We start from the raw sequence: 13,251 nt of genomic DNA, 5'->3' as shown, positions 1-13,251 counted from the left end.
TGGCTGACGAAACTGGTGTAGTAAGAACATCATTATGGGATGATAAAGCAGATATCAATCAAGGATTGGGGGATGCAATTAAAATTGAGAATGCCCGTACAAGACTTGGTCAGGGAACTATGGAGTTAAGTGTTGGAAAATCATCCAGAATTACAATTCCTGAAGAAGACGAAATTGAAGACTTGCCTTCCTATCAGACATTGGAACAAGAAAGATACAATGATAGGACAGTAAGTCAGCTGGAAGAAAATGAACAAAACGTCAAACTTAGGGTACGAGTTATAAATCTTGGACAAGTTAACACTTTCTCTAGAAGTGATGGACGAGAAGGAAAAGTTAGAGCAATCTATGTTGCAGATGAAACAGGTGAAGTTCAAGTCTCTTTGTGGGATGATGATACTAATGTAGATTTCTCAGACGGTGCAGCTTTAATTATTGAAAATCCAACAGTTCAATCACAAAATAATCGTATAAGATTATCCATATCTGGTGGAAGTAATTTAAGAAAAGCTAGACCTGAAGAAGCAGAACTTATGCCAACTTTAAGAGAAATTGAATCACAGTTATATGTTGAAAAACTCATTGAAGATATTGAAGATGATGATTCACATATAAAAGTTAGAGGTGTTATTGAAGAAATCAATGGAGAAAAAATATTATATGCAATGTGTCCAAATTGTAACACCCGTATAGTGCAGAGTGAAGAAGGATACATCTGTGATAGTTGTGGTGAAAAAATTGAAGAACCTAATTATCTGATGATTATCCAGGCAACTTTACAGGATGAAACAGGTACAATAAGCGCAACTTTCTTCAGAGATCAGGCAGAAAAGTTGATTGACACGACAACTGATGAAGTAATTGACATATTCAAGCAAACCGGTGATGAATCATCAATGGCTGGTAAAATAGAAGATCTTATTGGTCATGAAATTACACTTATAGCTGATGCTCAATATAATGATTATAATGAAGATGTAAGATTGAATGTAAGAAAAATAGTAATAATTGTATAATTAAGGAGAGAAAATCATGGTAGAATTAGAAGACTTGCCTAGTGTAGGAGAAAAAACAGCACAAAAATTAAGAGATGCAGGGTTTGCTGATATGATGCGTTTAGCAACAGCAACTCCTAAAGAACTCAGTGTAAAAGTAGAAATTGGAGAAGGTGTTGCGGCTAAGGTTATTGAAGCTGCAAGAAAAGCAGAAAAAATAGATTTTGAAACTGCTTTTGAAGTAATGGAAAGACGTGAAGATGTCGGTAGAATTACTACTGGTAGTAAAGGTTTGGATGAGTTAATAGGTGGTGGGGTTGAAACACAATCAATCACCGAAGTTTATGGTGAATTTGGTTCAGGTAAAAGTCAAATTTCACATGAATTGTCTGTAACTACTCAGCTTCCAATTGAGGAAGGTGGTCTTGAAGGTGAAGTAGTCTTCATTGATACAGAAAACACATTCAGACCAGAAAGAGTTGAACAAATTGCAGCAGCATTTGGTTTAGATATTCAGGAAGTTCTTAAAAAAATTCACGTAGCAAGAGCATTTAACAGTAGTCATCAAATGTTAATGGCTGAAAAAATTAATGAATTAATTCAAAGTGGAGTTAATATTAAACTTATCATTGTTGATTCTTTAATGGCACATTTCAGGGCAGAATATGTTGGAAGGGAATCATTAGCTACTCGTCAGCAAAAACTTAACCAGCATTTACATACATTACAACAAATAGCCAATACATATAATGTTGCCGTATTGATTACAAACCAGGTTCAGTCAAAACCTGATGCATTCTTTGGAACACCTACTAAAGCTGTTGGTGGTCACGTATTAGGTCACGCTTCAACATATAGGATTTTACTCAAGAAAGGATTATCCGGTAAAAGAATTGCACGTCTTGTAGACAGTCCTCATTTACCTGAAGGTGAAGCTGTATTTAAAGTTACTACTGACGGTTTAGTAGACTAACTTTATTTTTTAATCCCCTTTTTTTCTATATTTTTTTCACTAAATTTCTTTATCAATGAACATCAATATATTATATAGTGATATTGATGGTAAGTTCTATTGAAGTAATTTTAGTACCTGCTTTAATGATTATGGTAGGTATTGTCTTAAGAAAAACTAATGTTTTATCGGATAATCATAGTTCATTGCTATCAAAAATAGTTATAAATATTAGTTTACCGGCTCTTATTTTTATTAATATATCAACTTCTAACATTTTGGGGGAAATGATTTATTTGCCTCTTATTGCTTTCGGAGTTTGTTTTATATCTATGTTGCTTGCATTTATTTATTCAAAGATACGATCTTACTCTAAAGTAAAAACATGGACAATAATTATATTACTTTCATTAATGAATTCAGCATTTATTGGTTATCCTATTGTTTTAGGTGTCTTTGGTAATGAAGGATTTTTAAATGCAATATTCTTTGACATGGCAATAGCAATAATGTTTGTAATTTTTGGAATTATATTATCCACCTTATTTGAAGGTAATAAACAGGAAGTATTAAAAAACGCTGTATCATTTGTTCCTTTATGGGCAGTACTGTTTGGGTTATTATTTAATATATTTAATATTCCATTAGGCTACGTTTTGGAAAATTCATTGAATTATTTGGGTAATTCCACAATTCCTTTAATAATGTTATCATTGGGGTTAACAATAAATTTTAAGGATTTCAAATCTTATTTATCTGATACTATTTTTGTATCAGTAGTGAGGCTGTTATTTTTACCTATTTTATTGTATGTAACGTTAACCTGTTTTGGATTTGATGGTATGGTATTGAAGATATCTGTACTGGAATCTGCTATGCCAACTGCAATGAATGCCTTGGTTCTTGCCATCACTTATGATTTGGATGTAGAACTGGTTAGTTCAGTAATTTTTGTAACGACCGTGTTAAGTATATTAACTTTACCGTTAATAATAAATATAGTAGTTTAATTATTCAGGAGGTAAACATTTGCCAACACCAGTGGAAATTATATTGGTACCAACATTAATGATAGTTTTAGGATATGTTCTTAAAAGACAAAATATTTTGAAATCACGTGATAGTAATGTGTTGTCTAGAATTGTATTGACTGTTAGTTTACCATCTTTAGTTTTTGTAAATTTATCGACTGCCAATATTAGTACTGATATGTTATTATTGCCATTTGCAGCTTTTTCAATAAGTGCTATATGTATGGTTATCTCTTTTTTATTTTGTAAATCTAGGGGATACTCTAAAGTTAAAACATGGACTATTATGATTGCTTGTGCAATGATGAATACAGGTTTTCTAGGATTTCCAATTTCATTAGGGGTATTCGGTAATGAAGGTTTCTTAAATGCAATATTTTTTGATCTTGAGACAACACTTATCTTCGTAATATTCGGTATGGTTTTAGTTAGCATATTTGGTGGAAATAGGAAAGAAGTTTTAAAACAAGCAGTGGGTTTTGTTCCATTATGGGCTGTAATTATAGCATTATTGTTTAATATTTTTCATTTACAATACGGTTATGTAATTGAAACTACTTTGAATTATTTGGGACAATCTACAATACCTTTAATAATGATTTCGTTGGGATTAACCTTAGATTTTAAGGAAATAAAACATTCTTTCACGGATTCATTATTTGTCGCATTTGTAAAGTTAATACTGGCTCCCATTATTATCTTTTTAATTTTAAACGCAATTAACTTTGGAGGATTAAGTTTTAAGGTTGCAATTTTGGAAGCAGGTATGGCAACAGCTATGAATGCATTGGTTTTGGCTATTACTTATGATTTGGATACGAAACTTATGAGTTCAATAATATTTACCAATACAGTTCTATCCTTGATTACATTGACGGGTATTATTACATTACTGGTTTAATTTTATCTTTTTTTATAATATTTTATTTTTTTTTTATTTTTTTAATAAATATTTTGTTTTTGTACGAACAAAAAAAAAGTATATATATTATAATCTAATAATCTTAAAGTATAGGATATAATTGTTAAATTTTTAATAGTTAACAAAAACAGGTTTTTATGACGTTTTTCCCTTTAAAAAAATCAAATTATGAACATCATAGTCTTAATTAAATAGGTGATTTAACTTGGCAGAAAACAATGAAGAATTACGTATAGGAGTATACACTTGCCACTGTGGAGTAAACATTGGTGGAGTAGTAGACTGTAAAGCAGTAGCTGAATATGTTGAAACACTCCCTGATGTAGTGGTATCCCGTGAATACAAATATATGTGTTCCGACCCAGGACAAAAAATTATTCAAGATGATATTAAAGAATTAAACCTTAACAGAGTTGTAGTAGCAGCATGTAGTCCTCGTTTACACGAACCTACCTTCCGTAGATGTGTAGAAGAAGCAGGATTAAACAAATATTTATTCGAATTCGTAAACTTAAGAGAACAAGACTCTTGGGTACACGGAGACGATCCAGAAGGAGCTACTGAAAAAGCAAAAGATTTAGTAAGAATGGGTATTGCTAAAGTAAGATTATTAAACGCTTTAACACCTGAAAAAGTAGCAGTAAAAGATACCACTATGGTTATTGGTGGTGGAATTGCTGGTATTCAAACAGCACTTGACTTAGCTGATATGGGATTCAAAACATACCTTATTGAAAGAAACCCAACTATCAGTGGTAGAATGGGACAATTAGATAAAACATTCCCTACACTCGACTGTTCAATGTGTATCTTAGCACCTAAAATGGTAGATGCTGGTAAACACGCAAACATCGAATTACTCTCATACTCTGAAGTAAAAGATGTGGATGGTTACATTGGTAACTTTACAGTTACAGTAGAGAAAAAAGCAAGATACGTAGATGAAGCTACTTGTACAGGTTGTGGATTATGTCAAGAAGCTTGTCCTATCGAAATACCAAACTACTTCGATGAAGGAACCGGTATGGTAAAAGCAGCTTACATCCCATTCCCACAAGCAGTACCTTTAGTAGCAACAATTGATAAAAATTACTGTATTGAATGTCACTTATGTGATCAAGCATGTGAAAAAGGATGTATTAACCACGAACAAGAACCAGAACTTGTAGAAATTGAAGTTGGTACAATTGTAGTAGCAACAGGTTACGACACATTTGACCCAACCGAAAAAGAAGAATACATCTTCGATCAAGCTGAAAACGTAATCACTGGTTTACAAATTGAAAGATACATCAACGCATCCGGACCAACCCAAGGTCACGTAATCCAACCTTCCTCTGGTGAAACACCTAAACGTGTAGCATTCATCCAATGTGTAGGTTCTCGTGATGAAAAAGTTGGAAACCCATACTGTTCCAGAGTATGTTGTATGTACGCAATGAAAAACGCACAATTATGTGTAGACCACGAACCAGACACCGAAGTAACAATTTACTACATTGATATTCGTGCATTCGGTAAAGGTTACGAAGAATTCTACAGATTATCACAAGAAAAATACGGTATTAAATTTATCAGAGGTAAAGCAGCACAACTTATCGAAAATGAAGATAAAACTATTACAGTACGTGCAGAAGATACCTTACTCGGTAAAGCAACCGCATTCACTTACGATTTAGTAGTATTATCTGTAGGTCTTGTACCTCCTGCAGGACAAGAAGAACTCAGACAAACCTTAGGATTATCCAAATCTGCAGACGGTTTCTTCATGGAAGCTCACCCAAAACTCAGACCTGTAGACACAATGACCGACGGTATATTCCTCGCTGGAGTAGCACAAGGTCCTAAAGATATTCCTGACACAGTATCACAAGCTTCAGGTGCAGCAGCAAGAGCAGCAATTCCTATGATCAAAGGAGAAGTAGAAATTGAACCTATCATTGCTGAAGTAAATGAAGACAACTGTGGTGGTTGTGAAATTTGTGTAGAATTATGTCCATTCGGTGCATTAGAAATCGTTGACGGTAAATCTACAGTAAACGTAGCATTATGTAAAGGATGTGGAACCTGTGTAGCTGCATGTCCTACTGGTGCTCTCGATCAAGCACACTTCAAAAACGAACAAATCCTTGCTCAAATTGAAGCAGCTCTCGGTAAATAAGCATAGTAATATGTCTTACAATAAAGGGATTTTTCCCTTTATTATTTTACCTTTTAACTAATCTCCAAAATGATACTATTTTTAGATTTTTTAGAGTAATTAAATTAAATATATCTTAATGAGCATAATTATTATTAATAATATTTCAAGTTAGGGAGGAGATTTTATTAACAAATTCATTAAAGATATTTTTAATAAAGGAAATTTCAAAGATTATTTCAATCGAAACAAATTTTTTATCTTGGCTTCGATAGTAGTTCTTATATTGTCATTATGGTCAGGATTTACTAATTATTCTTCTTATACGAGTATACTAAGTGATATGGGAATATCACAATCAATCAACAATACACCAGTGTTAATGTTTGAAAACACTCTGATACATGATGTTTTAGTGATAATCATGGGATTCACCTTTTCTATTTTATCCATATTCATGACAGCTATAAATGGGGTAAGTATTGGATATCTCTTTGCTACACAGTCTTTTTCACAATTTTTGCCTCAAGGAATTTTTTGTTTAATATCAGAAATATTTGCCTTAGTTGGAGCTTTTTTAGTAACAAAAATAGAGATTCGATTACTTTCAGTAATTATTAATAGGAAATTTAATGAATTATTTTCAAAAATTAAAGTTCCATTAAAAGATTTAATATTAACGGCAGTTTTTATAATAATATTGTCAGCAATGGGGCTATTATTTGGTTTGTTAATATAAACTTTAAAAATATTTTTTTAATTTTTTTCAAAAACTAATTATAAGATTAAAAATATAATATAATTATATAGATGGATAATATAATTCCATACAATTATCACGTTAATATTAATTAATTCAATTAATACATCGAAGCTTTCGGAGGAGTATAATGTCTAATTTAGAACAAGCACAAAAAATAAAAGAATTAACAAAAACCCATCATGAATGGATGAAAAATAGTTTGAACTTAATTGCTAGTGAAAACATTACTAGTAGAGCTGTCAGGGAAGCAATTGCATCTGATCTTTCACACAGATATGCAGAAGGGTTACCTGGGGAAAGATTATATGAAGGCTGTGACTACATTGATGAAATCGAACAAATCACAATTGATTTGTCCAAACAATTATTCGGTTGTGACCATGCAAATGTTCAACCTACTTCAGGAGTAGTTGCAAACCTTGCATGTTTCTTTGCTGTGGCAAAACCGGGAGATACATTAATGAGTATTAACGTACCTGAAGGAGGACACATCAGTCACGCAGGTGTTAGTGCAGCAGGTATAAGAGGTTTAAAAACTGCATCAGTACCTATGGATACAGAATTAATGAATGTTGACATGGATAAATTAGCAGCAAAATTAAGAGAAAGAGAACCAGCAGCTATGGTTCTTGGTGGAAGTTTATTCTTATTCCCTCAACCTGTTAAGGAAGCAGTAGAAGTAGCTCAGGAAGTTGGAACAAAAGTTATCTATGATGGTGCTCACGTTTTAGGTTTAATTGCAGGTAAACAATTCCAAGACCCTGTGGCTGATGGGGCCGACATGGTAACTGGAAGTACTCACAAAACTTTCCCTGGACCACAAGGTGGAATAATCCTTTGTAAAGAAGAATTACATAAAAAAATTGATAACTGTGTATTCCCTGGTGTAGTAAGTAACCATCATTTACACCATATGGCAGGATTAGGAATAGCAACAGCTGAAATGTTGGAATTCGGTCAGGACTATGCAAAACAAACAATCAGCAATGCAAAAGCATTAGCTCAAAGTTTATATGAATTAGGTTTCAATGTATTATGTGAAGATCAAGGATTTACCGAATCTCACCAAGTTGCAATGGATGTTGCTAATTTAGGTGACGTATCTAAAATGGCAAAAACATTACAATACAACAATATTATCTTAAACAAAAACCTTCTCCCATGGGATGATGTAAATAACAGTGACAACCCATCAGGTATAAGAATGGGTACACAGGAATTAACCCATAGAGGACTTAAAGAAGATGACATGAAACAAGTAGCAGAATTCATTAAACAAGTTGTAATGGATGAAAAGGATGTTACTGAAGACGTAACAGAATTTATGAGTAACTTTACAACAGTACACTATGCATTTGATGAAGGTGCTGAAGGTTACGATTACATTGAATTTTAAATAATCTCAAATGAGATTTCTCTTTTTATTTTTTTAAGTTATTCTGGAGGTCTTTTTAATGATTGAAAAATTTGGAAAGAATTTTACCAGAATTTTTAAATTAATGGTTTTTCTATTTTTGGAAGTATTGATTTTTTATTTTATCACTCAACATTTGGGTGGAATAGTAATACCTGATTTTGAAACGGCTTTATTGGTAATTGCCTTATTGTCAGTTATTAATGCAATTATTTGGCCAACAGTCTCTTATCTTTCGCTAAGATTTATTGTCTTTACTTTGGGTTTTGGATCATTTTTAATAAATGGTTTAATGTTATATGCAATAAGTTTGTTTATTCCAGGAGTATATATTGATGGTATTTCTTTGTTTACAGTACCTTTATTATTGGCATTAATAAACTCATTGCTTTCATTGCTTCTGGGTATTGATGACGAATCAATGTATTATAGAAATGTTCTAAAGAAAAGATTAAAATCAAAAAAACAGAATGAAGATAAACCGGGTTATATATTTTTGGAAATCGATGGTCTTGCTTATAGTATATTGAATGAAGCAATAGAAAATGACACCATGCCTTTTTTAAAAAAATTATTGGATGATGGGAGTCACAGATTGACTAAATGGGAAACAGATCTTTCTAGTCAGACCAGTTCATCACAAGCGGGGATACTGCATGGAAACAATTCGGATATTCCGGCATTTCGATGGGTTGAAAAAGAAAACGGAAATAAAATAGTATCATCCAACTCTTTATCTGGAGCACCATTAATAGAGAGAATGGTTTCAGATGGTAAAGGTTTGCTTTCAAATGAAGGAGCCAGTAGAAGTAATCTATTTTCTGGAGATGCTAGGGATTACGTATTAACTTATAGTAAATTCACACGATTATCTGAATTTTATAGTGCAACCTGGTATTATCTGTATTCTTCACCATATGTTATTGCAAGAATACTTGTATTGTTTATATTTGACATGATTCGGGAGTTATATTCAAGAATATATCATTATGTCAAAGGTATAAAACCTTGTATTAAAAGAGGTTTGTTCTATTATGTTGCACGTAGTGGTGCGAATATTGTCATGAGGGAAGCCACCACTTTCATTCTGATGGGAGATATTTATTCAAGTAAGTATAAGGCGATGTATGCCACTTATATGGGTTATGATGAAATTGCCCATCATTCGGGAATTCGTGACAGGGATACTGTTGGAGCGTTAAAAAAAATAGATAATGATATTGGCCGTTTGTATAATGCTTCAGAGGAAGTTAATAGAGATTATAAATTTATTATTCTGTCTGATCATGGTCAATCAGGTGGACCAACATTCAAACAGAAATATGGATTGAACCTGGAACAATTAGTAAAAACTTATCTTCCTGAAAACATAACGGTACACAGTATACTCTATTCAAATGATGATCACTTTGCTGAAAAATTCAGAATCAAACCATTGGCCGAAGAAAATAAGAAGAAGTTAAATGATAGGGTGGAAAATACTAGGGATAAGATTGAAGATAAGATAGAAGTTGCCCGTAGTAAAGTTAGAAATGTTAAGGATAAGGCCAATGATAAAAAAATAATTAGGCAAATAAATGAAAGAAGGGAATATCTAAAAGAAAAAGATTCATTATTGGAAAGATTACAAAAATATTCAGATAAACAGAATGTGGAAATAGATTTGCCTGATAATGAAGTTGTTAGTTTAGATACTGCTCAGACAATTGTATTGGCTTCTGGTAATTTGGGATTAATATATTTCACTGACTGGCCTAAAAGATTGACATATGAACAAATTGAGGATGCATTTCCTGGTTTAATAGATGGTTTGGCAGCACATGAAGGTATTGGATTTGTAATGGTTAAATCTAGTGTTTTGGGAACTATTGTATTGTCCGGAGATTCTGTTTATTACATGGATGATGATGAATATGATGGTGAAAGATTCCTGGATAAATATGGTGAGCATGCAATTGAACATCTTAAGAGAACAAATGGTTTCAAACATGTTCCTGATATATTAGTAAACAGTTCTTACAATTCAGAAAAAGATGAGGTTTATGCATTTGAAGAATTAGTGGGTAGTCATGGAGGTCTTGGAGGTACTCAACAGGAACCGTTTATAATGTATCCTTCTAGCTGGACTTTAACGGAAAAAATTGTAGGGGCAGAAAACGTTCATAAATTTTTCAAAAGGCAAATAAATAAAAATGAGTAAAATCATTTTAATCGTTGTCTTTTAGTATGTCCATTGGATTAAATATGGTGGTGATGTTCTCTATTTCCCCTAATCTTTTTGTATTTTCAGCATCAATTTTTCTGATATAAAGTTCAAATGTTTCATTTGTTATTATGGCATTATGAAGACAGCAATCTTCACATTTCATACATCTTATACATTTGCTTGTATCAATTTCGGGAGGGTTGATGGCTTTTGTTGGACATATGGTCTTGGCCATGCACATTTTACATCTTTTACATATGTCCTTGTTGATATGTGGAGGTAAAGTGGTTGTAATTAATCCTGATTCCTGATCTACCGGTACAATTATTAAAGGAATCTGACCTTTACCGGACTGGGCTACGACATTTGTTATTAAATTATCTGCGATACCGTTAACTATTTTTGCCACAGTATTTGCAGTGGTGGGAGATATAACTATTAAATCGTATTTTTCATAGGTTAATTTTCCAGATAAGGGACATGCGTATTTTTCATCATCTTCGAACACCATTTTATTATTGGGATTTTTGGAAATAATTTGTTCTATTTTTTTATAATAACCATACAATTTAACTACTTCTAATCCTGCATTAGAAAATATAACAGTTAATTCATGTTTTTTAGATAATTTATTCAGTACCGTGATGCTTTCGTTTAATAAATGGCCTGCACCTGTTATTCCCCACATTATTTTCATTTAGTCCACCTTTTTTATAGTTATTTCAGTAATTTCTGGAGGACAATTGATTCTGAACCAAAACAGGTTAGTTCCTATTCCTCTATTTGTATATTGAACCATTTCTTCTACTTTATATGCTCCAGAAGGATATTTTCTGAAATTCTTTCCGCGAATGGGAGTTCTTATGTGGGGTACACTTATTTGTCCCCCATGACTATGTCCGGATAATTGTAGTATAAATGGTTTTAATTGACAGGTTGTGTCAGCAAAATCCGGTTCATGAACTAGCATGATGGCTGGAAAATCAGGATCTAGTTTTTCTTCAATCTGGTTAATGTCATCCTTTCCTTCGGTTACACAATCAATTCCTGCAATCTGAAGTTTTTTATTATTTCTATTAATAGTATATATTTCATTTTCTAAATTAATTATGTTGGATTTTTTTAAAAGTGATTTAATAGCATCAGGATTTGTCCAGTAATCATGATTACCTAAAACAGAGAGTATTGCATCATTAGCTTTTAATTTTTTTAGACAGTATTCCAAATCTCCCAAATGGGAATCTATTTGATAAGAAACATAATCTCCAGTAATTACTATGGTATCTGCTTTAAGGTTATTAATAATTTCAATTACTCCTTCTAATCGTTCCTTGTTAATCCATTGACCCATGTGGATATCAGTAATGTGGACTAATTTATATCCATCAAATTCTTCATCAATTTTATCAGTTTCAATGATTAATGGAACTACTTCAAAACTATCTTTGTCGAATTTCCCTTTATTTAATCTATTGCGGGTGGTGTTCATAGCTTTTTGTACAATACTTTTAGGTTTGTCTCGTTTTCTATTTTTCATATTCAACCACCACTTTAACACCTTTTTCTAATTCATATTTTTTCATGCTATTTTCAGGTAATTCAATAATGTATTTTATATATCCGTTTTTGGGTATATATATTTTCCATGGCTCTAATTTTTTCAATTCCTGAATTTCATTTTTTTCATTGACATAGATAATATCGATTGGAACTTTCATAAAACAGGTGTGGATACTGGAATAGAATCTGTTTTCGTATTTCTGTTTGAACATTAATCCGTCAAAAATTGTTTTTCCCATTAATCCTAGTAGTCTTTTTTTAAATGTATTTGCATAACTAATATTTTTAATTTTATATTTTTGTTTAGTATTTTTGTTTATAAATGTTATAATATACATAATTTTTTCATGATAATTATTTTTTTCAAACAATATGTATTATTATATTGTATTTTTTATATTGATATTTTTTTTATTGGAAAATTTGGATTATGAAATATGATTTTTTTGTTGGATGACTGGATTTTTACTTTATTTTATCTATTAATTTGGTTTTTTTTAATGGAAAATGTATTGATAAATTAAAAATGTTTTTATTTAATTTTGTATTGTTGTTAAAAGTTTTAAAAATGTTTTTTTTTTTATTATTAGTTTGATTATATGCTTTTTTTCTGTTAGGTTATGTATATAAGTGTTTGATTATAAACTATAATTATTGATAAAGATATACTGAAATTTAATAAATAATTTTTTATTATTTAATTTATCTATTTATTATTTTATTTTAATTGTATCTTTATCATGTTTTTATAAAACATTTTAATTATGAAATGGTTTGATTTTATGGATATTAAGATGAAAGGATGTTTGGTCTTTTTAGTTCTTTTGTTTATAACTATCGGAGCAGTTAGTGCAACAGATGTATCAGATGATAGTACTGTTGTTGCAGATGATGTTCCCACAGCATACTCAACAGAAGAAGCAATAAGTTACGAAACATCCACAAGTTCGGATAATAGTCCCGATACCAGAACCACTATAAATGATAATAGTGTTGTAACGGTAGGGGATAATGAAGTAATTGATGGAAATGGGTCTACATTTACCAATACCAGCTTCAAGGTTACTGGTAATAATGTAGTTTTATCTAATTTCTGTGTGGATAATAATGATTTTGCATCCAGTGTAATTGATGCAACTGGAGTTAACAACTTAACAATCGCAAATGTATGTTTAACTACCACCAATACGGATGGTATTACATTTGGTATTGATTTTACTAATACAACCAACTCCATAATAAGAGACAGTACTATTACTGTTAATGCT

11 protein-coding genes and 2 pseudogenes are annotated in these 13,251 nt (G+C 31.6%); 10 read left to right on the top strand and 3 right to left on the bottom strand.

Annotated features, from left to right (window positions below):
- The 9 genes and pseudogenes from QZZ11_RS01450 to QZZ11_RS01410 form a co-directional block, all read left to right on the top strand.
- Positions 1-1,016: pseudogene (locus QZZ11_RS01450) on the top strand (replication protein A); the annotation flags it as partial.
- A 16-nt stretch (positions 1,017-1,032) separates the two neighbouring features.
- The gene (gene radA / locus QZZ11_RS01445; protein WP_292472869.1) at positions 1,033-1,968 is read left to right on the top strand and encodes a DNA repair and recombination protein RadA; all 936 of its coding nucleotides are present in this window, start codon (positions 1,033-1,035) and stop codon (positions 1,966-1,968) included.
- Positions 1,969-2,054: 86 nt separating this feature from the next.
- Complete coding sequence (locus QZZ11_RS01440; protein WP_292472867.1) at positions 2,055-2,957, top strand: AEC family transporter; 903 nt, start codon at positions 2,055-2,057, stop codon at positions 2,955-2,957.
- Between the two features lie 58 nt (positions 2,958-3,015).
- Positions 3,016-3,336, top strand: a pseudogene (locus QZZ11_RS09290) (AEC family transporter); the annotation flags it as partial.
- 60 nt (positions 3,337-3,396) lie between these two features.
- Positions 3,397-3,879, top strand: a complete 483-nt coding sequence (locus QZZ11_RS01430) for an AEC family transporter (protein WP_292472863.1) — start codon at positions 3,397-3,399, stop codon at positions 3,877-3,879.
- A gap of 226 nt (positions 3,880-4,105) precedes the next feature.
- Positions 4,106-6,061, top strand: a complete 1,956-nt coding sequence (locus QZZ11_RS01425) for a CoB--CoM heterodisulfide reductase iron-sulfur subunit A family protein (RefSeq protein WP_292472861.1) — start codon at positions 4,106-4,108, stop codon at positions 6,059-6,061.
- A 241-nt stretch (positions 6,062-6,302) separates the two neighbouring features.
- Positions 6,303-6,779, top strand: a complete 477-nt coding sequence (locus QZZ11_RS01420) for a hypothetical protein (protein ID WP_292472859.1) — start codon at positions 6,303-6,305, stop codon at positions 6,777-6,779.
- Positions 6,780-6,930: 151 nt separating this feature from the next.
- Positions 6,931-8,199 (top strand): serine hydroxymethyltransferase, encoded by a 1,269-nt coding sequence (glyA, locus tag QZZ11_RS01415; protein ID WP_292472857.1) that lies wholly within the window; start codon positions 6,931-6,933, stop codon positions 8,197-8,199.
- 58 nt (positions 8,200-8,257) lie between these two features.
- On the top strand, positions 8,258-10,417 hold the full coding sequence (locus QZZ11_RS01410; protein WP_292472855.1) for an alkaline phosphatase family protein: 2,160 nt from the start codon (positions 8,258-8,260) through the stop codon (positions 10,415-10,417).
- A 7-nt stretch (positions 10,418-10,424) separates the two neighbouring features.
- On the opposite strand, the gene QZZ11_RS01405 is transcribed toward QZZ11_RS01410, so the two are convergent.
- Genes QZZ11_RS01405 through QZZ11_RS01395 form a run of 3 tightly spaced genes read right to left on the bottom strand, consistent with a single transcriptional unit; the run spans position 10,425 to position 12,321 of the window.
- Positions 10,425-11,120: a flavoprotein gene (locus QZZ11_RS01405; RefSeq protein ID WP_292472853.1), complete on the bottom strand. Its 696-nt coding sequence runs from the start codon at positions 11,118-11,120 to the stop codon at positions 10,425-10,427.
- A complete protein-coding gene (locus QZZ11_RS01400) occupies positions 11,121-11,960 on the bottom strand; it encodes a metallophosphoesterase (protein ID WP_292472851.1) in 840 nt (279 codons plus the stop codon).
- The gene (locus tag QZZ11_RS01395; protein WP_292472849.1) at positions 11,950-12,321 is read right to left on the bottom strand and encodes a DUF192 domain-containing protein; all 372 of its coding nucleotides are present in this window, start codon (positions 12,319-12,321) and stop codon (positions 11,950-11,952) included. The genes QZZ11_RS01400 and QZZ11_RS01395 overlap by 11 nt, the downstream gene beginning before the upstream one ends.
- Positions 12,322-12,765: 444 nt before the next feature.
- On the opposite strand from QZZ11_RS01395, the gene QZZ11_RS01390 reads away from it, so the two are divergent.
- A partial coding sequence (locus QZZ11_RS01390; protein ID WP_292472847.1) for a hypothetical protein occupies positions 12,766-13,251 on the top strand: 486 nt, incomplete at its 3' end.

Origin of the sequence: Methanosphaera sp. (assembly GCF_016282985.1) — an archaeon.
Classification (GTDB): domain Archaea; phylum Methanobacteriota; class Methanobacteria; order Methanobacteriales; family Methanobacteriaceae; genus Methanosphaera.
Note: the sequence above shows the minus strand (reverse complement) of the source record. Positions and strands in the feature narration are given on the sequence as shown.